General features: G+C 74.0%; 20 protein-coding genes. 9 read left to right on the top strand and 11 right to left on the bottom strand.

All coding sequences use genetic code 11. The features are described from left to right. Positions 1-3 precede the first annotated feature (3 nt). Entirely contained in the window at positions 4-987 is a 984-nt protein-coding gene (locus O7595_RS31405) for an Acg family FMN-binding oxidoreductase (protein ID WP_269731959.1), read from the top strand. 40 nt (positions 988-1,027) lie between these two features. Here O7595_RS31405 and O7595_RS31400 read toward each other — a convergent pair whose 3' ends face one another. Further along, a complete protein-coding gene (locus O7595_RS31400) occupies positions 1,028-1,969 on the bottom strand; it encodes a universal stress protein (RefSeq protein ID WP_332328335.1) in 942 nt (313 codons plus the stop codon). Positions 1,970-2,227: 258 nt separating this feature from the next. Here O7595_RS31400 and O7595_RS31395 point away from each other — a divergent pair, with 258 nt between their 5' ends. From O7595_RS31395 to O7595_RS31385, 3 genes are all read left to right on the top strand, one after another. Then, a complete protein-coding gene (locus O7595_RS31395; protein ID WP_269731958.1) occupies positions 2,228-2,866 on the top strand; it encodes an Rv1733c family protein in 639 nt (212 codons plus the stop codon). Between the two features lie 151 nt (positions 2,867-3,017). Beyond that, a complete protein-coding gene (locus tag O7595_RS31390; protein WP_269731957.1) occupies positions 3,018-3,905 on the top strand; it encodes a universal stress protein in 888 nt (295 codons plus the stop codon). 290 nt (positions 3,906-4,195) lie between these two features. Continuing rightward, positions 4,196-5,920: a SulP family inorganic anion transporter gene (locus O7595_RS31385; RefSeq protein ID WP_269731956.1), complete on the top strand. Its 1,725-nt coding sequence runs from the start codon at positions 4,196-4,198 to the stop codon at positions 5,918-5,920. A 411-nt stretch (positions 5,921-6,331) separates the two neighbouring features. Here O7595_RS31385 and O7595_RS33730 read toward each other — a convergent pair whose 3' ends face one another. Continuing rightward, positions 6,332-6,571: a hypothetical protein gene (locus O7595_RS33730; RefSeq protein WP_332328334.1), complete on the bottom strand. Its 240-nt coding sequence runs from the start codon at positions 6,569-6,571 to the stop codon at positions 6,332-6,334. 161 nt (positions 6,572-6,732) lie between these two features. On the opposite strand from O7595_RS33730, the gene O7595_RS31375 reads away from it, so the two are divergent. Next, positions 6,733-7,005 carry a hypothetical protein gene (locus O7595_RS31375; RefSeq protein WP_269731955.1) on the top strand — a complete coding sequence of 91 codons (273 nt, stop codon included), beginning with the start codon at positions 6,733-6,735 and terminating at the stop codon, positions 7,003-7,005. 185 nt (positions 7,006-7,190) lie between these two features. Here O7595_RS31375 and O7595_RS31370 read toward each other — a convergent pair whose 3' ends face one another. Then, on the bottom strand, positions 7,191-8,369 hold the full coding sequence (locus O7595_RS31370) for an acyl-CoA dehydrogenase family protein (RefSeq protein ID WP_269731954.1): 1,179 nt from the start codon (positions 8,367-8,369) through the stop codon (positions 7,191-7,193). A gap of 632 nt (positions 8,370-9,001) precedes the next feature. Here O7595_RS31370 and O7595_RS31365 point away from each other — a divergent pair. The 3 genes from O7595_RS31365 to O7595_RS31355 all read left to right on the top strand — a co-directional run bounded on the left by O7595_RS31365 (position 9,002) and on the right by O7595_RS31355 (position 12,849). Then, positions 9,002-11,089: a hypothetical protein gene (locus O7595_RS31365; RefSeq protein ID WP_269731953.1), complete on the top strand. Its 2,088-nt coding sequence runs from the start codon at positions 9,002-9,004 to the stop codon at positions 11,087-11,089. A gap of 280 nt (positions 11,090-11,369) precedes the next feature. Next, the gene (locus O7595_RS31360) at positions 11,370-11,885 is read left to right on the top strand and encodes a hydrogenase maturation protease (protein WP_269731952.1); all 516 of its coding nucleotides are present in this window, start codon (positions 11,370-11,372) and stop codon (positions 11,883-11,885) included. A 271-nt stretch (positions 11,886-12,156) separates the two neighbouring features. Then, entirely contained in the window at positions 12,157-12,849 is a 693-nt protein-coding gene (locus tag O7595_RS31355) for a response regulator (protein WP_269731951.1), read from the top strand. Positions 12,850-12,914: 65 nt separating this feature from the next. Here O7595_RS31355 and O7595_RS31350 read toward each other — a convergent pair whose 3' ends face one another. After that, positions 12,915-14,651, bottom strand: coding sequence for a sensor histidine kinase (locus tag O7595_RS31350; protein ID WP_269731950.1), 1,737 nt, complete (start codon positions 14,649-14,651; stop codon positions 12,915-12,917). A 359-nt stretch (positions 14,652-15,010) separates the two neighbouring features. Next, positions 15,011-15,301 (bottom strand): DUF1876 domain-containing protein, encoded by a 291-nt coding sequence (locus O7595_RS31345; RefSeq protein WP_269731949.1) that lies wholly within the window; start codon positions 15,299-15,301, stop codon positions 15,011-15,013. 233 nt (positions 15,302-15,534) lie between these two features. Here O7595_RS31345 and O7595_RS31340 point away from each other — a divergent pair, with 233 nt between their 5' ends. Beyond that, positions 15,535-17,163 carry an MFS transporter gene (locus O7595_RS31340; protein WP_269731948.1) on the top strand — a complete coding sequence of 543 codons (1,629 nt, stop codon included), beginning with the start codon at positions 15,535-15,537 and terminating at the stop codon, positions 17,161-17,163. A 312-nt stretch (positions 17,164-17,475) separates the two neighbouring features. Here O7595_RS31340 and O7595_RS31335 read toward each other — a convergent pair whose 3' ends face one another. From O7595_RS31335 to O7595_RS31310, 6 genes are all read right to left on the bottom strand, one after another. Beyond that, on the bottom strand, positions 17,476-17,946 hold the full coding sequence (locus tag O7595_RS31335; RefSeq protein WP_269731947.1) for a universal stress protein: 471 nt from the start codon (positions 17,944-17,946) through the stop codon (positions 17,476-17,478). Positions 17,947-18,039: 93 nt separating this feature from the next. Then, positions 18,040-20,424, bottom strand: coding sequence for a phosphoketolase family protein (locus O7595_RS31330; RefSeq protein WP_269731946.1), 2,385 nt, complete (start codon positions 20,422-20,424; stop codon positions 18,040-18,042). A gap of 211 nt (positions 20,425-20,635) precedes the next feature. Beyond that, complete coding sequence (locus O7595_RS31325; RefSeq protein WP_332328333.1) at positions 20,636-21,250, bottom strand: ATP-binding protein; 615 nt, start codon at positions 21,248-21,250, stop codon at positions 20,636-20,638. Between the two features lie 43 nt (positions 21,251-21,293). Then, complete coding sequence (locus O7595_RS31320) at positions 21,294-23,129, bottom strand: GMC family oxidoreductase (RefSeq protein WP_269731944.1); 1,836 nt, start codon at positions 23,127-23,129, stop codon at positions 21,294-21,296. Beyond that, positions 23,126-24,907, bottom strand: a complete 1,782-nt coding sequence (locus tag O7595_RS31315; RefSeq protein ID WP_269731943.1) for a hypothetical protein — start codon at positions 24,905-24,907, stop codon at positions 23,126-23,128. The genes O7595_RS31320 and O7595_RS31315 overlap by 4 nt, the downstream gene beginning before the upstream one ends. After that, a complete protein-coding gene (locus tag O7595_RS31310) occupies positions 24,904-25,590 on the bottom strand; it encodes a FadR/GntR family transcriptional regulator (protein ID WP_269731942.1) in 687 nt (228 codons plus the stop codon). The genes O7595_RS31315 and O7595_RS31310 overlap by 4 nt, the downstream gene beginning before the upstream one ends. Positions 25,591-25,875 lie beyond the last annotated feature (285 nt).

Below are 25,875 nucleotides of genomic sequence, written 5' to 3'. Positions count from 1 at the left end.
CTCATGACCGCAGAACCCCTCGGGACGGCCGTCGTCAGCTCCCTCGTCCGGGACGCGACGGCGGCCCCGTCCATGCACAACGCCCAGCCCTGGAGCTTCCGGTACGACGCGGCGCGCGGCACGATCCGGCTCTACGGGGACCCGCGACGGGCCATGCCGGGTTCCGACCCGCAGAATCGCGCCCTGCACCTCGGGTGCGGCGCCGCGCTGTTCAATCTGAGGGTGGCGGCCGCGCACGCGGGAAGGGATCCGGACGCGCTGCTGCTCCCGGACGCCGACGAACCGTGGCTCCTGGCGGAGGTCCGGCTGAACCGTCCGGTGCGCCGGGAGGACCACCTCGCCGCGCTCCACCCGGCGATCCACCGGCGGCACACCAGTCGCTTCCCGTTCACCGACGAGGACGTCCCCAGCGGGGTTCTGGACGGACTGCGCGCCGCGGCACGGCTGGAGGGCGTACGGCTGCACATTCCCGGCGCCTGGCACGTGCAGGAGGTCCTGGACCTGCTCCACGACGCCGAGAGCCGCGAGTCGCTCGACCCGGAGGCACGGGAGGAACTGCTGCGCTGGACCGGCAGGCCGGGCGCCGAGTCTTCCGGGGAAGGCATCCCCGCGCACGCCTTCGGCCCCCGGCAGCACGATGTCACCGCCCCGGTACGGGACTTCGCGGCCGGTCGGACCGTGGCCGGCCGCGGCAGCGCGACGTTCGAGAAGCGGCCCCGGCTCGCCCTGCTGGGTACGCCCCACGACGGGCCCCTCGACTGGCTCAGGGCCGGACAGGCGCTGGAACGCGTGCTGCTCCAGGCCACCTTGGACGGTCTGGTCACCTCGCTGACCTCCCAGGCACTGGAGTGGCGCGAACTGCGCTGGGCGCTGCGCGATCCCGTCTCCTCCATGGGGCATGTGCAGATGGTGATCCGGCTCGGGTACGGCCCCGAGGGCCCTGCGACTCCCCGCCGCGCCGTCGAGGACGTGCTGGAGACGGGGTAGGACAGGTCGCCCGGGCCGTGCGTCAGGCATGGGCGACGCGTCAGGCATGGGCGACGACGGCCACCGGCGCGCCGCAGTGGTGGATCACCGCGTGGGTCACGGGCCCGACGTGGGCCCCGACGCGCCCCGTGCGGATCCGCCGCCCCACGACCACCAGAGCGGCACCGTCGGCGGCGTACAGCAACTGCTCGGAGGCCCCGCCCACCGGCGTGAGTTCGACGACGTCGACCGACGGGTACTTCTGCCGCCAGGGGGCGAGGACGTTCCTGAGTTCCCGGACGGCGTCCGGCCGCATCTCCTGCAGGGCCATGTCGAGGGCCAACGCGTCCCGCCCGAACGGCGGGAGCGACCAGGCGTGCACCGCCCGGAGGCGTCCACCGCGCAGGGCCGCCTCGCCGAAGGCGAAGTCCAGCACCGGTTCGCACGCGTCGTGGACGTCCACACCGACGACCACCGGGCCGGAAGCACCGACCACCGCGCAGGGCCGGGCCGGGCGCGGCCCGCCCTCGGCGTGGGGCTCCGCGTGCGGCTCCGCATGGGGCCGCTCCTCCGCGTACGCCTCCGCGCGAGGCCCCTTCCCCGGCCGTACGAGGACGACCGGCCGGTCCGTTTCGACGATCGTCGCCATCGCGACGGACCCGAGAAGACGGCCCCGGACGCTCCCCAGACCGCGTGAACCGAGCACCACGAGCCCGGACGTGGCCGCCTCCCGGGCCAGCTCGGCCGGGGCCCGGCCGGAGAGCCGTCGCGTGCGGACCTCGAGTCCCGGGTGCCTGCCCCGCAGGGTTCGCGCGGCGCCGGCCAGCACGTCGTCGGCGGCGTCCCCCTCGTCCGGGCCACTGCGTGGTGGCTCCGGCGAGTCCGCCACCAGCACCAGGCGCAGGGAGGCCTTCCGCAGCAGAGCCTCACGGGCCGCCCACTCCGCCGCCGCGGCACTCTCGGCCGATCCGTCCAGACCGACGGTCACATGCTGCTGCAGCATCGGCGACCTCCTCGGGGCGGCGTGACGACGGGGAAGGCGTGACGATGGAATGACGCGACCGCGATGTCCGCACGGACTCAGCCTTCCCCTCCGGGAGCGGTGGACGGCAGAGTCCGAACGGCCCCCGGAAGGGCCGACCGGCCCAGGGACGGGGACGGCCGCCCCTACGCGGCGCCCGGGCGGAGGCCGGAGAGTGGGGTCAGCGCGACCGTCGCGCCGGATTCGCGAGCCACGGGCGGTTCAGCAGGGAGGCCCGTCATGGCGCATGATCTCTCCGAGCCCCGGCGGCAAGGAACGGCGAGGCACGGCCTGTGGCGGCATCTGCTCCGCGCCACCGGCCGGGACACGGGACCCCTCGTCCGACCCGCCGATCGCGCGCACAGCCGTCTGGTGACGGGATGCGCACTCGCCGTATTGGCGGCACTGGTACTCGCTGCCGTTGCCGCATGGGGGACCTGGAACGCCGAGCACCGACGTGCGCTGGACGACCGGCAGCAGCGACAGCAGGTCACGGCGACCACCGTGACGCGCGCGGCTGCGAGGACGAGCGAGAGCGGCTCCGGGTTCGCCGACGCGGCGCTCGCCGAAGCCACCTGGAAGGGCCCGGGGAAGACCCGGCACAAGGGCGTCGTGGAGGTGCCGCTCGGCACCCCGGCGGGGAGCCCCGTTCGGATCTGGGTCGACGCCGACGGCGGGGTCACGAGGAGTCCCCGTACGAACGCGGATGTGATCATGGCTACGGCGCTGGCCGGCGTGTCGGTGTTCACCGTCCTCTCGGCCGCTTCCCTGGGCGTCTTCACCGTCCGCGCCCGCCGGCTCGAGCGGCGGACACTGGAGACATGGGAAACGGAGTGGACCGTCGTCGAACCGCGGTGGTCCGGCCGCCCGGGTACCTGACCCGGGGCGGGGCCGCGAAAGGGCGCGGCCCGGGCCGGCCGGCGGGCGGCGCGACCGCGCGGGGCGGGGACCGCGCAGCAGCCGGGCCGTGCGAGGAGGTCCGGAGCCCGGGGTGCCGCCCCCGGACCGACGACGACGGCGAGAGGGAGCCATGGACGCCCGAGCCGGGAACGACGGGGCCGGGAACGACGTCACCGGAAACCGCGAGGTGATCGTCGGTCTGGACCCCCGGGACCGGTCGCGCGCGGCGATCTCCTGGGCGGCGGAGGAAGCCGCGCTCAGGGGTCTCCCGCTGAGACTCGTGGTGGCCGTGCCCTGGCTGGTGGACACCCAGCACGTCGACGCCGAACCGCAGCGTGTGTCCTTGCGCGCACAGGCCGGGCGGGTGCTCGAGTCCGCGGCGGCGTGGGCCACGGACGAGTACGCGCTCCCGGAGCTGGTCACGGAGGTCTACGACGGAAGTCCCGTCGCCGCGCTGACCGCCGGATCCCGTCACGCGCAGTCGGTCGTGGTCGGCTCCCGCGGCCTCAACCGCCTGGAGGAAGTGCTCAGCGCCGGTTCGGTCGTCGTGCCCCTCACCGCCAGGGCCCGGTGTCCGGTCGTCGTGGTACGCGAACCGCCGGCCGGGCGGGCCCGGCCGCGCCTGGTCGTCGGAGTCGACGCCCGCTCCCCGTCCGCCGCCGCCCTCGGTTTCGCCTTCGACGAGGCGGCCGTTCGTGGTGTCGCACTCGACGCGGTGTCCGTGAGCGAGCCGCCCGTGCTGCCGTTCACGCGCCGTGAACGGGCGCGAGAGAGGCAGCGCGGGCTGCTCGCCGAGACCGTGGCCGAATGGTCGGGGCGGTGTCCGGGCGTGGCGGTCGCCGAGGAGGTGGTGAGCGGCGACCCGTTGCAGGAACTGGTGAGGGCTTCCACCTCGGCGGTCGCCGTCGTCGTGGGCCGGTCGCACCGCCGGGCGGGGACCGGGAACAGAGTCGGACGGGTGGTGCGGGGGCTTCTGCACCGCGCGGGCTGCCCGGTCGTCGTCGTTCCCCCGCAGTAGGCTGACCGGCTCGGTACGGTGCTCCGTGCCGCCCTCTCCGGGCCGTCGGTGCGGGGCGGGCCGCACGCGCCGGTGCGACATCGTGTGCGGGGCGGGTCCGGAGAAAACGTGTACGGGGCGAGTCCGGAGAAGGAGGGCCATGGACCAGGACCAGGGTCAGCCAGGCGAGCGAACGGATCCTCCGGCCGGACACGACGTCCGCCGGTCCGCCGGGAACCGTCGGCAGATGCCCCCTCCCGGACGCCGGGGCGCGCTCGTCCCCGCCCGCCACTCGTGCGCCACGTCGGCCCGTGGCTGACCGGACCGCCGGACCGGGCGGCGGCCTCCACCGCGCGGTTCCCGGCCTCGCGGTGCTCGGAGCGTACCGGCGGGACTGGCTGCGCGGTGATCTGCTCGCCGGGGTCACCGTCGCCGCCTACCTCGTGCCCCAGGTCATGGCGTACGCCAGCGTCGCGGGCCTGCCGCCGGTCGTGGGGCTGTGGGCGATGCTTCCGAGCCTCGCCCTGTACGCGCTGCTCGGCTCTTCCCGGCTGCTGTCGGTCGGTCCCGAGTCGACGACCGCGCTGATGACGGCGGCGATCGTCGCGCCGCTCGCCGGCGGCGACCCCGTGCGGTACGCCGTCCTGGCCTCCGCGCTGGCCGTCGCCGTCGGACTGATGTGCCTGGTGGCGTGGGCGGCCCGGCTGGGGTTCGTCGCGGATCTGCTGTCACGGCCCGTCCTGGTCGGCTATCTCACCGGCGTGGCACTGATCATGATGGTCGATCAGCTGACCGAGCTGACGGGGGTGCCGACGGAAGGGTCGGGCTTCTTCCCGCAGCTGGGATCCTTCCTGTCACACCTGCCCGAGGCGCATCCGGGGACGGTCGTCCTCAGTGCCGCGGCCCTGCCCCTGCTCTTCTCGACGCTGTGGCTGCCCCGCGCCTTTCCCGGTCCGCTGCTGGTGGTGGCGCTCGGTACGGCCGCCGTGGCGGTGTTCGGCCTGCAGGCCCGCGGGATCGCGGTGGTCGGGGACATCCCCGCCGGCCTGCCGGGCTTCGCCCTCCCGGACCTCGGCGAGATCCCCCGGCTGCTCCTGCCTGCCGTCGGGGTGCTGCTCGTCGGCTACACCGACTTCATCCTCACGGCACGCGCCTTCGTCACGGACGACGCCGGACCGCGCCTGGACCCCAACCAGGAGCTGCTGGCCCTGGGCGCGGCGAACCTCGGCGCCGCTGTGCTGCGGGGGTTCCCGGTGAGCAGCAGTGCGAGCCGGACCGCTCTCGCCCGGTCCACGGGAGCACGCACCCAGGTGTACGGGCTCGTCGCCGGTGCCGCCGTGGTGGCGGTGCTCCTTTTCCTCAGTCCGCTGCTCCGCAGCACACCGACGGCCGTACTGGGAGCGCTGGTCGTCTACGCAGCGGTCCGGATGATCGACCTGGCCGGGTACCGGCGTCTGGCGTCCTTCCGCCGCCGGGAGCTGCTGCTCGCGCTCGGCTGTCTCGTCGGGGTGCTCCTCCTGGGCATCCTGTACGGCGTACTGCTGGCGGTGGCCCTGTCGGTGGCCGAGTTGCTGAGCCGGGTCGCGCGCCCGCACGACGCCGTCCAGGGTCTGGTGCCGGGCGTGGCGGGCATGCACGACGTGGACGACTACCCCGAGGCGCGGGTCGTCCCCGGACTGCTGGTGTACCGCTACGACTCACCGCTGTTCTTCGCCAACGCGGAGGACTTCCGCCGCCGGGCCCTGGCCGCCGTGGACGAACAGGAATGCCCTGTACGGTGGTTCGTGCTCAATACCGAGGCGAACGTGGCGGTCGACATCACCGCCCTCGACTCCGTGGACGCCGTGCGCGAGGAACTGACCGGCCGCGGCATCGTCTTCGCCCTCGCTCGCGTCAAGCAGGACCTGCGTGCGGAACTGGACGCGTACGGACTTACCGCGTCCGTCGGCGAGGACCGGATCTTCCCCACGCTGCCGACGGCGATGGAGGCGTACCGGTCCTGGGCGCGTGAGCAGGGGGAGGGTTCCGAGCAGTAGGCGGAGAGCCGTACGGGGCGGGGGCACGGTCCCAGCCGGCCGTAACCGAACGGACCAAATTCTTCATAAATGACCGATTGTGCCGAAGAGGCCGCCGATCATGTTCCGCATGTCAGCCACGAGTCCCTCCTGCCACGCCCGGCCGTCGTCACGAGCGCACCCGCGCACCCGCCGGCCGTACCGGCTCGCCGTGTTCGCCTCCCTCCTCCGGCATCGGGGATGGCGAGCGGACGATCGACCGCCCCGGGACCCTGGCCGGAAGGGCGAGCGGCGGAGCTGGGGGCCCGGCGGCGGGCACCGCGCCGCGCCGAGGGCGGCGCTCGCGGGCGCGCTGCTCGTCGCCGTCCTCGCCGTGGCCTCGTGCGACGGCGAAGGCGGGACGGCCGCCGGGAACGGCAAGGTCACGGTCGTCTACGAGGACGACACGATCAAGCCGAAGGACCGGCGGGCGGTGGCGGTGGTCCGGGAGTCCCGCGTGCTCGAACGGGTCGCCGACTGGGTGACCGAGTCGGTCGCCCTGCCGCACGACCTGGCCGTGAAGGTCACCGGCAGGGTCCCGCCGGGGGTCACGGACGCGGTCACCCAGCCGGACGGCCGGACGATCTTCGTGCCCCCTTCCTTCCTGACGCGGATCGAGGAGGTCCTCGGCAAGGTGGTCAGGACCGTCGAGCGCCCCGCCCTGTTTCCCCGGACCGGGTGGAACGCCGACAACCTCACCGCGCTGTCGACCCAGTTCGTCTTCGGCCACGAGATGGGCCACGCCCTGCAGCGGCAGCTGCTGCTCGCGCGATCATCCCGTCACGCAGCAGCGGGTGTTCACCTTCCTCTGCTATCTCGAGGGGAGCGACCCGGAGAAGTACCACGGGCCGCTGGTCGGCGCGGGCTACCTGCCGGAGTCCCGGGCCCCGCTGTGCCCGCAGGCGTGGGCGATGCTGGACTACGGCTGGTGGACCCAGCTCGCCCCGCATTTCAGCGAGGCGTTCGAGGAGCGGGGGGACAGGGCGCGGGAGAGATCGCGTGACCGGCTGATCGCGGAGATGAAGGCCCTGGGGAAGAAGCTCGACGAGCTCCGCAGCCGGCAGTGAGTCCCCCGGCGGTCGCCCTGCGGCGTTCCGTCGTTCCCCCGGACACGGTCTCGCGGAATGCGCCGCGGCGGCGGTTCGCCGAGCTGCTCAGGGCACCCTCTGCGGCCGTTCGCGCGGACGGGTCTCACCGGGACCGGCCCCGCCCGGCGGGCCGCGGCACGTCAGTGCGTCAGCGCGAATCGCGGTCAGCGCCTGACTCGTGGCATCCCGAGTCCGATCCAGGAGATGATCTCGCGCTGGATCTCGTTGTTGCCACCGCCGAAGGTGAAGATGACGGCGGACCGGTAGCCGCGCTCCAGCTCACCGTGGATCACGGCCCCGGCCGAGCCCTCCTTGAGCGGGCCGGCCGCCCCGACGACCTCCATCAGCCAGGCGTAGGCGTCGCGACGAGCCTCCGACCCGTACACCTTCACGGCCGAGGCGTCCTGGGGGGTGAGCGTGCCGTCCTGGACGGCGCCGACCATCTGCCAGTTGAGCAGCTTCATCGCATCGAGCCGGACGTGTGTGCGGGCGAGGCGACCCCGCACCCAGCCGAGGTCGATGACACGCCTCCCGTCGGCGAGCTTGGTCGCCGACGCCCAGCGCTGGACGTCGTGGAGGGCGCGGATGGCCATGGTGCCGTGGGCGGCCAGGGTGACGCGCTCGTGATTGAGCTGATTGGTGATCAGCCGCCACCCCTTGTTCTCCTCCCCCACCCGGCGGGAGACGGGCACCCTGACGTCCTCGTAGTAGCCGGCGGTGGTGTCGTGCGAGGCGAGCGTGTTGATGAGCGTGCAGGAGTAACCCGGGTCGGAGGTAGGCACGAGCAGCATGGTGATTCCCTTGTGCGGCGGGGCGTCCGGATCGGTCCGGACGGCGAGCCACACCCAGTCCGCCGTGTCGCCGTTCGTGGTCCAGATCTTCTGGCCGTTGACGACGTAGGTGTCGCCCTCGCGCACGGCACGGGTCGTGAGCGAGGCGAGATCGGTGCCGGCGCCCGGCTCGCTGTAGCCGATGGCGAAGTCGATCTCGCCGGAGAGGATCCGTGGGAGGAAGTACGCCTTCTGCTCGTCGGTGCCGTACTGCATGATCGTCGGGCCGACGGTGTTGAGTGCCATGAGCGGGAGCGGTACACCCGCCTGGGCCGCCTCGTCGAAGAAGATGAACTGTTCCATCGGCGTCAGCCCGCGCCCGCCGTACTCCTCCGGCCAGCCGACGCCGAGCCAGCCGTCGGCGCCGAGGCGGCGGATCGTCTCCCGGTAGAAGCGCTTCTGCGCGGTGGGGTCCCCGTGGCGGGTGTGGGCGCCGTCGGGGACGAGTCCGTCGAAATAGCCACGCAACTCGGCGCGCAACTGCTGCTGTCCCGGCGTGTATTCCAGGTGCACGGGTCCCTCCAGGCGTCTCGTGCCGGCGTGCGTCCCTGCGGCGGCACAGAGTAGAACGCGTTTCAGGAATCCGGAAGAGACGTGCGCGGGCAGGAAGCGCCCGGGCTCACTCTCCACAGACGCGGCCGGCGGATCCGGTCACCCGCCGTCCGCCGTCCCACCGCCGCCGTCCGTCACGGCGACGCCACCGCCGCGTGCCGTATCCGACGCCCTCCGCCGCCACGCGTCACGGCGCCGCCCGGCCCCTCGCACGGCAAGGCCTGCCGCAACCCGGTTGCGCGGCGGACCGCCCTGCCCGGTGGCGGTGGCGGGGCACCGGTCACCGGCCGTGCCTTCACGCCTCCGCGGTGAGGATGCCTCTCGGCCGCCGCCTCCCCGCGGCGTGCCGCGGACCCGGGCACCGACGGTGACGACACGAGGCGCGAGGCAACGAATGGGGCATTCGGGGTGTGCCGAGACGGCACGCCCCCGCCCCTCGCCCACCCCCGGCCCCATTGCCGACAACCCGTCACATCCGCCCCGCTTTCCGGCGAGTGGCTGAAACTGCATCAAAAACCTCTCGTGGCAAGGTGTTTCCGGAGAAGCCGCTGGTCATCCTCTAGGGAACGGTCCGCATCCCCTGGGAGGCTCGCATGGAACGCAGGCGGTTACTGCATGCCGGAGCCGGGCTCGTCGCGGCGTCCGTGGTGGGGCCCGTGCTCGCCCCGGCCACGGCTCGGGCGCGCACGGCCGACGGCACGGGTGCGCCGAGCGCCCCGGGCCCGGAGAGCAGAGCGGCCTCGGCCGGCACGGCGGGGCGCTGTTCGGGTCCGGCGGTCTCGACGTACGGCATAGCGACGTACACCGCGGCGATCGTCGGCATGACCGTCCTCGGCGATCACGCCTATGTGGTGGCACGCGGCCAGAACCCGCCGCTGCTGGGAGAGATCGACCTGGAGTCGGGGAAGCTCACGAGGACGGTACGGCTCTCGCGCGGCGAGGGCGGATGGGCGGCGACGGTCTCCGGCGGACAGGTGTACGTGGGCACCTACCCCGTCCCGGACCTCTACCGCTTCGACCCGGCGACCGGATCGGTGACGCAGCTCGGCACGACAGGGCCTTCGGGCGGTTTCGTCTGGTGCCTGACGACGGCTCCGGACGGGACGGTCTACGCGGGCACGTATCCGCGCGGCGAGGTCTGGGAGTACTCGCCGTCGACCGGTGCGCTGCGCAACCTGGGCGTCGCGATGCCCGGCGAGCAGTACGTGCGCGCGATCGCCGCCGACGACCGCTTCGTCTACGCAGGCACGCTCCCGCTCGGCCACATCGTCGCGTACGACCGTGCCACGGGCGCGAAGAGGTCCATCACGCCGACGCCGTACGGCGGGGCCGCGTGTCTGCTCGCCAGGGGCGGACGGGTGGTCGGGGGATTCGGCAGGTCCGTCGTGGACCTGGCGCCCGACGGGAGCGACGCGCGAGTCATCCCGATACCGGCCGCGGAACGTCTCGTCGACGCGATCACGGCGACCGGCGACGGCACGGTGTACTGCGTCGGCCGCCCGACGGGCACGGTCTACCGGCGCGACGGCGACACCCTCGTGCCGGTCGCCGCGCCCACGCCGCTCGACGAGCACCGGGCGCTCTTCCCGCTCCCGGACGGGAGACTGCTGGGCGGCGCCGGCAGCGGCCGGCTGTGGTGGCTGGACCCGGTCGGCGGGGGGTCGACCACGGTGGAGCTGATCGACACGGCCATGGCGGGCCCCGACCCCGTGCAGTCCATCACCATGGGCACGCGTGGGGCGGTGCACGTCGGCGGGCACTTCTCCATCACGACCCACCGGCCCGCTCAGGGCACGAGCCGGCGGATCCCGGTGTCCGGCGAGCCGAAACAGCTGCGCACGGCCGGCGACCGCGTCTACGCGGCGCTCTATCCGAGCACGGAGGTGCTGGAGCTCGACCCGGACCGCGGCAGGATCCGTTCGCTCGGGTTCATCGACAACGACCAGCAGCGGCCGACGGACATGGTGTACGAGCGGACGACGGACCAGTTCCTCATCGCGTCCGCCCCGCCGGCCGGCCGGCTCAAGGGTGCGCTGACCCTGGCGGACCGGGCGGGACGGCGGCTGACGGTGTACCAGGACGTGATCACGGACCAGAGCGTGATGTCCCTGGCCCTGGACGACTGCATGGGTCCCCGGATCGCGTATCTCGCCGGTGACACCTGGGGCGGCGGGAGCGTGACCCCGGCCCGGCCGAGCGCGACGATCGTCGCCTTCGACCTGCGGCGCCGCAAGGTGCTGTGGGAGGTCGCACCGTTCGAGGGGTACGCGAGCCTGCAGCACATCGAGGTGCTGGACGGAGTGCTGTACGGGGTCTACAAGCGACTGGCGGGCACGTGGTTCGCCATGGACCTGGAGACCCGGACGGTGCTGAGGTCGGGGAGGCTGCCGAGCTACGGCGAGCTCACCGTGCAGCGCGGAGAGGTGTTCGCCTCGGTCTTCGGCGGACTGGTGTACCGGATCGGCCCCGGTCTCGACGAGGCCCAGCCGGTCCTCTCCGGTCTCGGCGACGGCTGGTACACACCCCCTCAGCTGGCCTGGGAGCGATGGTCCTGGCACGCCTGGGGCGTGTCCGGCCGGGAACTGGCGCGGCTGCGCCTCGACCCGGACTGCGTCTCCATGAACCGGGCCGGGGGCAATCCGCCGGACGAGGCGGTCCTGGAGTCTCTGCTGGCCAACTGAAACGGGCACGGAGAGTGCGACACCGGGCCCGGCAGTACGGCCGGCCCGACGGCACGCGTGACCCGGACACCCCGGACGACGGCCGGCCGTGGGGCCGGGGAAGGCGGCGGGCACGGCGCCGCCGCGGTGGCACCGAGCGAGCGCGCGCGGGGCCGCCGCCACCGTGCCCGGGAGAGGTGCCCCCGTCCGGGCGAGGCGGTCCCGCCAATTGGGCCGTTCGGCCCATGCGCGCCGCCGCACGGGCACGCCAGCGTGGGGGGAGCACGACAGGAGCCACGCCATGGACCTCCGTACACGCATCGCGCTCATCGGACTGGGCAACGACTCCCGGCGGGACGACGGAGTGGGCTCGGCCGTCGTCGACGCGCTCCGCGAACGCGCCTTCGAGCGGCCCCTCCCCCCGGAGGTCGACCTGGAGACCTGCGACGGAGAGCCCGCGCGGCTGGTGGGCCTGTGGCACGACGTGGACCTGGCGGTGGTGGTGACCAGCGCACACGCGTATCCCGGCGAGCCCGGCAGGGTGGTCCGCCGGGAGTTCGACGCGGACGGGCTCTCCCTGCCCGTGCACGGAGAGCCGCACGGTCGCGTGCTGAACGAGGCCCTGGAGCTGTCCCGGCTGCTCGGCAGACTGCCCTGCCGGCTGGTGGTGTACGCGGTGCAGGGAGCCGACTCCTCGCTCGGGACCGGCCTGTCGCCGACGCTCGCGGCCATGGTCGAGTCCCTGGCCGACTGTGCGGAACAGGAACTCGTCCGCGAGCGGACAGCGGCGGCGACCGTACGGCCGTGTCACTCGTGAGCCGAGGAACGGCGCGCCGGCGACGTCGGCCCGGCAGGATCCGCTGCGGGCGGGCCCGACCGGGTGCCCGTGCGCCGTGCCCCGCGCGGCCTGCCCGCACGGCAGGGTGGCTCCCTCGCAGGGTGGCTCCTCCTGCGCGCGGGAAGGCTGTGCGCCGGGGGCGAGGACGGTGCACCGGGGCAAGGGAGGCCGCCGATGAACGGTCCGGCCCCGTTGCCGCGTTCTCCCCGGCGGACGTGATCAGGTGGGACGACACACCCGGAGGGCTCAGATGTCCGAGGCACCGGTCTTCTCCGAGGAATCGCCCATCAGGGTGTTCCTCCTGGACGACCACGAGGTCGTCCGTCGCGGGCTGCACGACATGCTCGACGCCGAACCCGACATGGAGGTGGTCGGCGAGGCGGCGAGCGCCGGGCAGGCCCTGGCCCGGGGACCGGCGCTGCGCCCCCATGTCGCGGTCCTGGACGTACGGCTCCCCGACGGCGACGGCGTCACGGTCTGCCGCGAGCTGCGCTCCCGCATGCCGGAGCTCGCATGTCTGATGCTGACGTCCTTCGACGACGAGGACGCGCTGCTCGACGCGATCATGGCGGGCGCCTCGGGCTACGTCCTCAAGCAGATCAAGGGGTCCGACCTGATCTCCGCCGTGCGGACGGTGGCGACGGGGCAGTCGATGCTCGATCCCTCCACCACGGCGCGGCTGATGCACTCGCTGCGGGACCCGGAGACCGCGCAGCCGGCCGAGGACGAGCGCCTCGCGGCCCTCTCGGCGCGGGAACGCGACGTGCTCGATCTGATCGGCGAGGGCCTGACGAACCGCCAGATCGGCAAACGGCTCTACCTCTCGGAGAAGACCGTCAAGAACCACATCTCACGGCTGCTGTCGAAGCTCGGCGTGGAGCGACGCGTCCAGGCGGCGGTCATCGCCGCACAGGCCCACGAACACGAAGAACCGCGCGCCTGAGCGCGCACTCGACCGCCGGCGCCCCGCACGGCCGGCGCCGGGACGGGGCCCGCCGGTCAGGAGCCTCAGCCGTCGTCGCGCAGCGGTACCGTCCAGACCAGCCGGGTGCCGCCGGCGATACCGCGGGTCACGACGAGCTCGCCGGACAGCCGCTCGGCGCGTTCGGCCATGTTGCGCAGTCCGCTGCGGCGGCCGTGCGGGGTGATGCCGATGCCGTCGTCCGTCACGGTGACGGACATCCGGTCGGCGCGCGCCGCGATGGTGACCTCCGCCCTCGACGCCCGGGCGTGGCGCGCCACGTTCGCCAGGGCCTCGCCCAGCACGGCGACCGCCTCGTCCGCGACGCGGCGCGGCACCTCGGTGTCGATGAGTCCCTCCATACGCAGTGCGGGTGCGAAACCGAGGGCCGGAGTGGCTTCCTCCACGGCCCGTACGGCCCGCGCCCTGAGGCCCGGGAGCACACCGGTGGCCTCGTGCTCACGGAGTCCGAAGATCGTCGAACGAATGATCTTGATCGTGGAGTCGAGGTCGTCGATGGCGCGTTCCAGCCGCTCCGCGGCCACCGGGTGGTCCACGAAACGCTGGGCGCTCTGGAGCGTCATCCCCGTCGCGAACAGCCGCTGGATGGCGAGGTCGTGCAGGTCCCGGGCGATGCGGTCCCGGTCGGCGAGCAGGCTCACCTGCTCGGCGTCCCGGCGCCGGTCGGCCAGTTCCATGGCGAGGGCCGCCTGGCCGGCGAACCCGGACAACGGGGCGGTCTCCGGGTCGCCGAACTCGGTCCGGCCCGCCGCACGGGCCAGCATGAGCACGCCCCTCAGCTTCTCCGGGTCGCCCACCAGCACCGCCATCGCCGGCCCGAAGTCCTTCCAGCGTTCCGGCCGGAACGTGACACGGGGGTCCTCGGCCGCGTCGGGCGTGGTGAGCAGCCCGTTCTCGCTCAGCACGGCGGCCCGGGCCAGCGTGCCCTCGCCCCGCGGCAGCACCACGCCGAGATGACGCTCGGCGCCCTCGCCGTGCGCGAGGGCACAGCGCAGGTTCCCGTCCGGTTCGGTCAGGTAGACGAGCCCGAGGTCGGCGCAGGAGATCCGGCGGGCCCGGTCGAGCATCATCTCCAGCACCTCGGACTCCGAGGCACCGGAGAGCAGGGCGGCGGTGCACTCGGCGCTCGCGGCGAGCCACCGCTCGCGGGATCGGGTCTCCTCGAACAGCCGGGCGTTCTCGATGGCGATTCCGGCCGCGACGGCGAGCGTCGTCAGGACCGCCTCGTCCTCGTCGTCGAAGGCGGCCCCACTGCGCTTCTCGGTCAGATAGAGGTTGCCGAACACCTCGTCGCGCACCCTGATGGGCACGCCGAGGAAGGAGTGCATCGGGGGGTGGTGCTCGGGGAAGCCGGAGGACGCCTCGTGGTCCGCGAGTTCGGCGAGCCGTAGCGGTGCGGGATGCCGGATCAGCTCACCGAGGAGTCCGTGTCCCGAGGGCAGGTCCCCGATCCGTCCGCGCAGTTCGTCGCTGATGCCCACCGGCAGGAACTGGGACAGGCGCTTGTCGCCTCCGATCACGCCGAGGGCCCCGTACTCGGCGTCCACGAGGACGACCGCCGCCTCCACGATCTCACGGAGCACCTGCGACAGGTCCAGCCCCCGGCCCACCGAGAGGACCGCCTCCAGCAGGCCGTTGAGCCTGTCCCTGGTACCGCGCACCTCGTCGATGCGCACCTGGAGTTCCTCGAGCAGTTCGTCGAACCTCAGCCGCGGGACCCGGCCCTCGTCCTGACCCGCTTCGCTCCGGACGTCGCCGCCCATGACACCTCCGCCGGTGTCGAACGGTCATCGCGCGCCACGCGCAGCTCTCACGGTAGCCCGGAGGAAGCGGGCGTGCGCGACCGGCGGAGCGCGCCCCGGCCGGTCCGCGGTGCCGCCGAGGGTCCGTGCCGGCGTCCTGGGCACACGGAAGGCGGAAAGGGCCCATCCACTTCTCGTGGATCCTGATTGCGCGGTGAGCGTTCCGACCGCTGCTCCGCGTCCTCTGTAGGAGCCCTTTCCGTCTCTTCCATGGAATCACCGGCCGACGGGTACCGCCAGGGCCCACCGGCCCCGGTCACTGCACCGTCCGGGCCCTTCCGGGAGCCGCGGCGCCGGGCTCCGCCGCGTCACGACGACCCTCAGGCCGAGGGCCATCCGTACGGGGCCGCGACCGTGCTCTCCGGCCCGGCGCCCACCGCCTCCAGGTCCTGGTCCGCCACCCGCATCAGCTGCCGGGCGAGGTCGCTCATGGCACGGCTCGCGGCGAGTTCGTCGCCGATCTCGGGAACGTCCACGTCCTGCGGGTTGCAGCGCGCGGTCCCGTGGCCGGTGAGCCTCGCCGTGCCGGTGTCCAGGTCCATCCTGGCCCTGGTCGTACCGTCCTCTTCGGACAGGTACATGCGGACCGTCCACTCCAGCGTCCGTGTCATGGCGTACCTCCTCGCCGGTGTACGGGCCGCACCGCCGGCACCGGCGCCTCCGGGCCGGCGCGGCACCGCCTCGCTCCAGGATCCCCCGCACGCGTGCGCCCGCGCGACCGTGCCGCGGGCGGGTCCCCGCCGACGACGGGCGGGGGCGGCGACGCCGGAGTCGCAGGCGGTCGCCACGGCTGGGACGCTGAGGCTGGATGCTCCATCTCGTCGGCGACTGCCGGAGGTGCGCCATGCGGAGGTGGCGGGCCCTGCTCGTCCTCGGGACGGCCCAGTTCCTCATGGTGCTGGACACCGCGGTGATGAACGTGTCGATCAGCCGGCTGGTCGAGGACTTCGACACGGAGGTCACGGCGATCCAGGCCGTGATCACTCTGTACACCCTGGTCATGGCCGCCTTCATGATCACTGGCGGTCGGTTGGGGGACGCGTTCGGGCGGCGCCGCACGTTCGCGGTGGGTCTGACCGTCTACGGGGCGGGCTCCGCGATCACGGCGGTCGCCCCGGAGCTGTGGGTGCTGGCGGCCGGGTGGTCGGTCGTCGAGGGGCTCGGCGCCGCGCTGGTCCTGCCCGCGCTGGCCGCCCTCGTGGCGGGCGCCTACAGCGGTCGTGACCGTGCGGTGGCGTACGGCGTCATCGGTGGGCTCGCCGGCGCCGGCATCGCGGTGGGACCGCTCCTCGGGGGATGGGTGACGACCTATCTGACGTGGCGGGTGGTCTTCGCCGGCGAGGTGGTCGTGGTCCTGGCCCTGCTGTGCTGCATCCGCTGGATCGACGACCGCCCCACCACCGGTCCCCGGGTGCGGATCGACGGCGTCGGTGCCGTGCTGTCGGCCGTCGGCCTCGGGCTGGTGGTCCTGGGAGTGCTGCAGAGCAGTTCCTGGGGGTGGGTGCGGCCGCGCAACGCCCCGTTCACGGTGTTCGGCTTCGCGCCCACACTCGCCGTCATCGCCGCCGGAGCGGTCGTGCTCGCGCTGTTCCGGGCCTGGGAGCGCCGGCGGGAGGAGCGGGCCCGGGACCCGCTCGTACGGTTCTCCCTCTTCGGCGTCCCTCCGCTGCGCGCGGGGCTGGCCATGCTGCTGTGCCAGAACCTGGTGCTGCTCGGTCTGTTCTTCGTCATCCCCCTGTACCTGCAGATCGTCCTCGGCTTCGACGCCTTCCAGACCGGCCTCAGGCTGCTGCCCGTCTCGGTCACCATGCTCGTCGCCTCACTGTGCGGGCCCTTCCTCGGCCGGATCGCGAGCCCGCGCACGGTGGTGCGGATCGGGCTGCTCGTCCTGTTCGCCGCCGTGCTGTGGCTCCTCGCCGGGATCGAGCCGCAGATCGAGGACGTCCAGTTCGCACTGTCGATGGCCGTGCTCGGTCTGGGGATGGGACTGCTCGCCTCGCAGCTCGGCAACGTGGTGCAGTCCAGCGTCGGGGAGGCGGAGCGCAGCGAGGCGGGCGGTCTGCAGTACACGGCCCAGAATCTCGGGTCCTCCCTGGGGACCGCGCTCATGGGCTCCATCCTGATCGGCGCGCTGGTCGGCGTGTTCACCACGCGGATCGCGGACGACCCCCGTGTTTCGGACGCCGCCCGTGAGCAGACCGGCATCGCCGTCCAGGCGGGAGTCAGCTTCGTGAGCACCGACCAGGTACGGGCCGCGGCCCAGCAGGCGGGGCTGCCGCCGGTCGAGGTGGACGCCCTCGTCGCCTCGTACGCCGAGGCGCAACTCGGCAGCCTGAAGGCGGCGATCCTCGCGGCGGCCGGGGTGACGCTCGCGGCGTTCCCGTTCACCCGCCGGCTGCCCGCCTCCCGGCCGGGCCGGGAGCGGGACGACGAAGGCGGGGGCGGGGGCGGGGGCGACCGGATCGCGGCATGACACCCCGTGGGGCCGGCCACCGGCGGGCCGGTACGGGCCGTGGTGCGGGCCCCGGGGCCCCGTACGGTCTGCTGCTCCCGGGCCGGTGGTTCGCCCGCGCCGGCCCGCCTGCCGGCTCGGGCCGCCGTGGCGGGACGACGCGCACCTGCCCGGCGTACGGCGGGCGGGGCAGGTGCGCACCCGGCCCGCCGCGGCGGGCGGGCCCGACCTCACCGGCCCGCGGGCCCGAAGGCACCAGGGCACGAAGGCACCAGGGCAACAGGGCAACAGCGTGCGCGGCGCGCGGGCGCCGCGCACGGCCGACTTGCCGCGTCAGGCGCTGTCGGCCCCGGTGCCACCCACGTTCATGTCCGGGCGGACGATCACCACGGGGCACGGCGCGTGCTGGCTGACCTGCTGGCTCACCGATCCGAGGAGCATCCGTGCGAACCCTCCGCGACCGCGGGAGCCCACCACCAGGAGCTCGGCGCCCTCGGCGGCGGCGAGCAGGGCCTCGGCCGGGTTGCCGTGCACCAGACGCTCGTGGACCTGGGTCTCACCGGTCTCGCCGAGGACCTTTCGCACTTCCTCCACGAGGCCGCGCTTGGCCTCCCCGGCGTCGAACTCCATGTCGACCGCGGGGGCCGACCAGGCGTGCGCGCCCGGCAGTTCGTACGCCGCCACCGCGTCCACCGTCGCCCCGATCAGGCCGGCATGCCGGACGGCCCAGCGCAGCGCGGCGTACGACGAGGGCGAGCCGTCGATGCCCACGACCACCCGGGGAGCCGGATCGCTCGTGCTCATGCCGTTCCACCTTTCTCGCAGACCCCGTCATCCACGCTGCGCGACCCCGCGCGGTTCCGCCAGGCGAGCGCCGCCGGAGGGGTCCGCCCGCGCTCAGCCGCCCCAGGACCATTCGGCGACCTCGGGCATGTCGACACCGTGCTCCCGGATCCAGGCGTGGTGGCGGGTTCGGGCGTCGGCCATGGCCTGGCGTACGGCGACCGCGCGGGCACCGAGCCCGGGCACCCGGTCGATGACGTCCATGACCAGCCGGAAGCGGTCCAGGTCGTTGCTGACGACCATGTCGAACGGCGTCGTGGTGGTGCCGAACTCCTTGTACCCGCGTACGTGCAGGTTCGGGTGGCCCGCCCGGCGGTAGGCGAGCCGGTGCACCAGCCACGGGTAGCCGTGGTAGGCGAAGATCACGGGTTTGTCCCGGGTGAAGACGGCGTCGTACTCGAAGTCGGGCATTCCGTGCGGGTGCTCCTCCTTGGGCAGCAGACGCGTCATGTCGACCACGTTGACGACCCTGAGGACGAGCTCCGGGAGGTGCCGGCGCAGCAGTCCGGCGGCGGCGAGGGCTTCCTGGGTGGGCACGTCCCCGGCGCAGGCCAGCACCACGTCGGGCTCGCGCTCCCCGGTCTCCGTACCCGCCCAGTCCCAGACCCCGACGCCACGGGCGCAGTGGGCGCGCGCCTCGTCGATGCCGAGCCAGTCGAAGCAGGGCTGCTTGCCGGCGACGACGACGTTCACGTAGTCGCGGCTGCGCAGGGCGTGGTCGGCGACCGCGAGGAGGGTGTTGGTGTCCGGCGGCAGGTAGACGCGGACGACCTCGGGGCTCTTGTTGAGGACGTGGTCGACGAAGCCCGGGTCCTGGTGGGAGAAGCCGTTGTGGTCCTGGCGCCAGACGTGCGAGGTCAGCAGGTAGTTGAGGGAGGCGATCGGGGCCCGCCAGTGCAGCCGCCGGGAGGTCCTGAGCCATTTGATGTGCTGGTTGACCATCGAGTCGACGATGTGGACGAAGGCCTCGTAGCAGGAGAACAGCCCGTGGCGGCCGGTGAGGAGGTAGCCCTCCAGCCAGCCCTGGCAGCAGTGCTCGGAGAGGATCTCCATGACCCGGCCGTCGCGCGCCAGGTTCTCGTCGGTGGGCAGGACCTCGGCCTGCCAGGCCTTGCCGCTGGCGTCGAAGACCGCGTCGAGCCGGTTGGACGCGGTCTCGTCCGGGCCGACGAGCCGGAAGTCGCGGCGGTTCCCGGTGTCCTTCATGATCTGCGCGAGCAGTCGTCCCAGCACCCGGGTGGGCTCGTGCAGGGTCGAGCCGGGCTTGTCGACGGGGACCGCGAAGCGTTCCAGCGGGGCGATGGGCAGTTCGCGCAGCAGGAGCCCGCCGTTCGCGTGCGGGGTGGCGCCCAGCCTGCGGTCGCCCTCGGGCACGCAGGCGAGGACCCGGGGGCGCGGCCTGCCCTGCTCGTCGAAGAGCTCGCCGGGACGGTACGAGCGCAGCCACTCCTCCAGTTGCCGCAGGTGGCGGGGATCGTCCCGGACGCCGGGGAGCGGCACCTGGTGGGCGCGCCAGGTGCCTTCGACGGGGTGTCCGTCGACTTCATCGGGGCCCGTCCAGCCCTTGGGGGTACGGAGGACGATCACGGGCCAGCGGGGCCGGCCGGTCGTCCCGCCGTCGCGGGCCTCGTGCTGGATGGCGGCGATCCGGTCCAGTGCCTCGTCCATGGCTGCGGCCATGGCCCGGTGCACCTGCATGGGCTTGTCGCCGCTCACGTGGAGGGGTTCGTGGCCGTAGCCGCGCAGCAGCGCGTCGAGTTCCTCCTCCGGGAGCCGGGCCGGAACCGTCGGGTTGGCGATTTTGTAGCCGTTGAGGTGGAGGATGGGCAGCACCGCGCCGTCGTGGACCGGATCGAGGAGTTTGTTGGAGTGCCAGGAGGCGGCGAGCGGTCCGGTCTCCGCCTCGCCGTCGCCGATGACGCAGGCGACGACGAGGCCGGGGTTGTCCAGGGCGGCTCCGTAGGCGTGGCTGAGGGAGTAGCCGAGCTCACCGCCCTCGTGGATGGAGCCGGGTGTCTCGGGGGCGACATGGCTGGGGACGCCGCCGGGGAAGGAGAACTGGCGGAAGAACCGGTCCATGCCCTGCTCGTCGCGGCTCACGTCCGGGTAGGTCTCGCTGTAGCTGCCCTCGAGCCAGGAGTTGGCGAGCACGGCCGGCCCGCCGTGGCCGGGGCCCCAGACCGCCAGGGCGGAGAGATCGCGGGCCCTGATCACCCGGTTGAGGTGGGTGTGGACGAGGTTGAGTCCCGGGCAGGTGCCCCAGTGGCCCAACAGCCGCGGCTTGATGTGCTCGGGGCGCAGGGGCTCCCGGAGCATCGGGTTGCGCATCAGATAGATCTGGCCCGCCGAGAGATAGTTCGCCGCCCGCCAGTGCGCGTCCAGGCCGGCGAGTTCCTCCCGGCTCGGCGCCGTCCGGCCCTGCCGCTTGCCCTTGAGCATCGAAACCTCCGAGACGTCGTCGCGTGCCGAGGAGGGCCCGGCCCACGGATCGCGGTGCCCTCCTGCCGTGCGTGGCCGGTGTGCGGCGCGCCGCCGCGAAGGGCCACTCGTCACACCTTCCCGCTCGCGGCGGACCGCGCGTGCCGTATTGGAGGGTTCGGGCCGGAACCGGGCGGGCGCCGCGCGGGCGGTGCGCTTGCCCGGGCGGCGCTCACACCCGGGCCGCGGCCCTGAGGTCGTGGTCGAAGGCCCGGATGTCCTCCTCCGTGAGCGTGGTGCGGGTGTGCGCCACCGCCTGCAGGTAGTCGTCGGTGAGGCCGGTCCTCTCCCCCGCGGTCGGCGAACCGTCGGCCAGATGCCGTTCGAAGGCGCTCTGCGCGGCGGTGCGTACCGCGAACGCGATGTCGGCAGGGGTGAACCGGTCGCTCGCGGCGACGAGCGCCTCCAGGTCGATGCCGGCGAGGCGGTCGGGGCCGATGCAACGCGTCCAGATGGCCCGCCGGGCGTCGGCGTCGGGCGGTCCGACCGGGATCAGGTAGTCGAACCGTCCGGGCCGCAGGAAGGCGGGATCCAGACTGCGGACCGCGTTGGTCGCGCAGATCAGCAGCCGGCGGTCGCCGCGCCGGAACTGCGGTCGAGGACACCGCCGCGCCGACGATCCGGTCCCCCACCGCGGCGACCACGGCGGGGCGTCCGAGCGTACGGCGCTGACCACCTCGGCCAGCGTCACGGCCGGGTCGGAGGGGGTGTCCCGTGCTTCCTCCCAGATGCGCACCACCTGGTCGGGGTCGCCGTCCTCCAGGTTCCGGACCCGCCATGGAGCCATGACACTCACCTCACCGGCCCATTCTCACCCGGCGGGCGCGGGCTCACCGCTCCAGATGCGCCCCGGTGACGGCCAGCGCGGCGGCCATGATGCTCAGCTGCGGGTTCACCTCCGGGCAGCCGGGCAGCACGGACGCGTCGGCCACCAGCACGCCCGCGACGCCCCTCAGCCGTCCGGTGGCGTCGGCCGGGGAGCGTTCCGGATCGGATCCGGCCGCGACCGTACCGGTCGGGTGGTAGGCGGAGAGGTGCAGCTTCCGGGGGCCGGCGGCGGCGAGTACCCCGTCCAGTTCGCCGAGGTCGCGGGCGCGCGGCGCGGTGGGGATGCCGGTGAGGACCTCCCGGGCCCCGGCCGCGAAGAGGATCTCCCCCATGGCGTGTACGGCGCGCATCAGCCGGGCGCCGTCCCGCCGGTCCAGGTCGTAGCGCAGCAGGGTGCGGTCGCGGCCCAGGACCCGACCCGAGGGCCGGTCGGCGATCATCGCGCCGAGGGTGGCGAGCCGGTCGGCGTTCTGCATTTCCCGGCGCAGCTCGCCGCCGAGTCCCGGCAGTACGAAGGACCCCATGCCGGGAGGGGTCGCCGTCGCCTCGATCAGCACGCCGCCGTCGTGGTGCTCCTCCACGCCGACGCTCTGCAGCACGCCCTCCCAGGCCGCGACCGGCTCGTCGAAGCGCCCGGCGACGCTGGTCGCGGGGTGGACGCTGAGGTTGCGGCCCAGCCCGGGATGCCCGCCGAGGCCGGACCTCCGCAGCAGGGGCGGCGACTGGAGCGCGCCCGCGGCGACGACGACCAGCGGGGCGAGGATCTCGAAGTCGCCCCCGTCCTCGCGCCGTACGCGCACTCCGGCGGCGCGGGGTCCGCCGGGGCGGTCGGCGTCCACCAGGACGCGCCGTACCCGCGCTCCGGTGACGATGCGCGCCCCGGCCGCGCAGGCGTCGGGCAGGACGGACAGCTGCACGCTCTGCTTGGCCCCCGTCGGGCAGCCGACGACGCACTCGCAGGAGCCCAGGCAGCCCGGTGCGTTGCGGCGCAGCGGCGCGGCCCGCCAGCCGAGGTTCCCGGCCCCGGCGAGGGCGATCAGGCCGTTGCGGCCGAGGACGTCGAGCGGCTGGGTCGCGACGCTCAGGGTGCGTTCGGCCTCGTCGAGACAGGTGCCGAGGCGTTCGGCGAGGACGAAACCGAAGTCCTTGGTCCAGCGTTCGAGGACATGGTCCGGGGTGCGGTAGCAGGTCCCCGAGTTGACGACCGTGGTGCCGCCGACGGCCCGGCCGACCGGGAGCAGCAGCGGCGGGCGGCCCAGGGCGACGGTGGCACCGCCGTCGCGGTAGAGATCGGCGAACCGTTCGAGCGGGGCGCGCCCGGTGAAGGAGGCGGTGGAGTGGTGCCGGCCCTCCTCCAGGACGACGACGTCGAGTCCGGCACGGGCGAGCGTCCGCGCGGCCACGGCACCGCCCGCGCCGGAGCCGACGACCACGGCGTCGGCGGTGGAGCGATCGGGCCACTGCCCGGCGGGGGTGCAGTCGAGCGGCGGATCCGTGCGTACGAGCCGCGGGGCCCGACGCGGCCGCTGGAGCATGTGCTCCGTGCCGGCGGCGAGCAGGACGGGCACCTTGAGCACGTCGAGCAGGGGCATGAGCGCGGGGCGCGCGGCGAGGGTGGCCAGGACCCACTCGCGTTCGCCGGGGGTGAGGGCGGCGAGGCCGCGGCCGGTGCGGACGACGGCGTAGGCGTCGAGGACGCGGGCGGCGGACCGTACTCCGGCGCGCGCGGACAGGGGCATCGAGTCGAGCACGGCGTCGAGCCGTGCGGGCACCCGTGCCGGCCAGCCCGCGGTGCCGTCGTCGGCGATGAGGGAGGCGACGAGTCCGGTGAGGCTCAACGGGTCCCCACTTCCGCGTGGGCGGTGCCGTCCAGGGTCCACTCGGCCTCGGTGCGCCAGCCGCCGAACCACCAGCGCTCCAGCAGGACGTGGGCGTCGGCGCGTTCACTGTTGCGGCAGACGGCGGGAGAGCCGTCCGGATCGATGTAGTCGAGCGCGAGGGTGCGGTCCTCCGGCTGGGTGACCTCGACCCGGATCCGGCGCAGCCCCGCGCGGCCGCTGACGGACCACGTGGGCAGGCCGACGGCGGCGCGGAACCGCCCGAGCCCGGCCCAGCCGGCGGCCGAGCGCTCCGCGCGCCGGGGCCAGGTGCGCGCGCCCCGGCGCAGACGCAGGAAGACCAGGGGCGGAAGTCTCCGCAGCCCGGGCCGCATGGAGACCGCGGCGACGATCTCCAGCACGTCGCCACCGCCCAGGTCCGCGTGCAGCCACGCCCATCGGCGGGCATTGCCGTGCCCGTAGATCCGGGCGGAGGCACCGGGTGCGGAGGTGGGCGTCAGGGTGGTGCCGTCGTACGAGAACGTGCCGTCGTACGAGGCGCGGGCCGCCGGGAGGATCTGGGCGGCGGGGAGCAGCGGCCGGCGCCAGGACCACCGGGGGAAGGTGAACAGCGGTGCTCCCACGGGACGTTCGGTGAGGTCCCAGCGCAGCGCTCCGGCCGAGCCGGTCAGCCGGCCGGGGACGGCCTCGACGCCCCCGGCCGTGAAGCCGGCCCCTCCGGGCGTCCACCCGGCGGGGCCGAAGCGAGCGTGGCGCACCGGCCCGTCCTTCGGGAACACCGCGGCCCAGCCGTGGGCGTACGCCTCGGATCCGTCGGCGGGGGCGGTGAGTTCGTGGTGGAGCCACAGCCCGGCGCCGGTCGCCGGGTCGGTGAGCGTCGTGTACCAGACCTCGGTGCGTCCCGGCTCACCCTGCCGGCGGGGCGCCGTCAGCGCCTCGGCGCTCTCGGCGGCGCGGGGGAAGCGGAAGCTCACGAGGAAGGGCAGGAGTCCCGTGGCCAGGGGGAAGCGCAGTGTGCCCCGGCCGGCCCGCGCTCCGTCCTCGTAGAGGGTGAACGGCAGGACGGTCATGGAGGCGAGCGGTCTGCGCGCGGCGACGGACTTCCATCCGTCGAGCGTGAACCGGCGGCCCCCGGCGGTGAACGAGATCCGGTAGCGGATGCGGCGCCGGGCGAGCGGGGAGATCTCCAACTCGCCCTCGGCGCGGGCGTCGTCGACCCATCCGGCGACGCGTATCCGGCCGCTCGCCCGGGCCGCGGTGGTGCCGAGCGGACGCATGACGCGGTCCGCCGTCACACGGAGGTCGAGGCGGACCCGGCGGGCGTGGTCCTCGCCGTCGAGGCGGACGGTACCGAGCATGGTCTCGGCGAACACGGTGCCGCGCCGGCCCGCGCCAGCGGGCGCGCTCGGGGCGGTGACCGACGGCGTGGCCGTCGCTGCGTCCGCGACGGTCGCCGCCCCCGCCGAGTCCGCCACGGCGGCCCCCTCCGGGTTCGTACCCGCGCCCGGCACCGAGCCGACGGTCGCCTCCCCCTCCGCGCCCGCGCCCGTACCCGTGCCCCCGGTCGGGACGGCGACCACCGGGTTCGTACCCATGCCCGCGTCCGACGCCCCGGCCGGGACGGCGGCCACCGAAGCGTCCTCACCCCCTTCTCCCGCCGGGCCGACGATCGCCTCCGCGCCCGCGCCCGTGCCCATGCCCGCGCCCGGCGCCGATCCGGCATTCGCCACCGCGTCGGCGCCCGTACCCGTGCCCGCGCCGCTCCCGCTCGTGCTCATACGAGGCCCTCCAGCATGATCCGTTCGGTTTCTGCGAGATAGGTCTCCGCCGCCCGCCGCGCCGCGCCCGCGTCGCCTGAGTGCACCGCCGCCACCACGGGTTCCAGCCGCGCGTGAGCGGCCGCGGCGTCGTGGAACGGGCCGACGAGCGCGGCCCGTACGGGCAGATAGGCGTTGAAGAGCGTGTTGGTCAGCAGGCCGTAGACCCGGTTGCCGGTCGCGCGGGCGAGCGACCGGTGCACCTCGACGTCCGCGAGCTGGACCGCGTCACCGCCTTCGGCGGCGCGCACGGCCGCCAGCAGCGCGTCGAGTTCGGCCCGCTGCCCGGCGGTGGCCCTCAGGGCGGCCCGCTCGGCGATCAACGCGCCGATGCTGCGGCGCACCTCGAAGATCTCGCGGATCCAGCCGGCGTCGTGCCGCACGAGCATGGGGAGCAGATCCGCCCCGCCGAGCCGGGCGAAGTCACGGACCCGGGTGCCCACTCCGTGCCGGGTCTCCAGCAGTCCTGCCTGGACGAGGCGCCCGAAGGCGTGCTTGAGGGTGGTACGGGTGACGCCGTAGCCGTCGGCCAGTCTGCGTTCCGGCGGCAGATAACTGCCGGCCGGGTGACGGCCGGTGAGGATGTCCTCCCTCAGCCGGCCCTCCAGGACGTCGACGATCGTCTCGCGGGGCAGTGCCTCCACGCCGTTCCTCCCAGTGGCTCAGTGGATGAGCCACTGAACCAGTAGCCCGGCACGGAAGTCAATGGGCATGCGGGAAGGGGCAGTTGATCCGCATCGTCGGGCGGCGGCCGGACCGGGACGTACCGCACGGCCCCGCGACGAGCCCGCGACCTTTCGCGTGCCCGCGGACACCAGTGGCGTGAAGACGCCCGCCCGCCCGGCCGGTCGGACGCCGCCGTCCGCACGGCGGGCTCCGCGCCGCCCTGCGCGCCGCCCCGGACGGGACGGCCCGGACGGTCGGGTGAA

The sequence above is a fragment of the Streptomyces sp. WMMC940 genome (assembly GCF_027460265.1).
In the GTDB taxonomy this organism is placed as follows: Bacteria; Actinomycetota; Actinomycetes; order Streptomycetales; family Streptomycetaceae; genus Streptomyces.
This window is presented reverse-complemented; position numbering and strand designations above follow the sequence as displayed.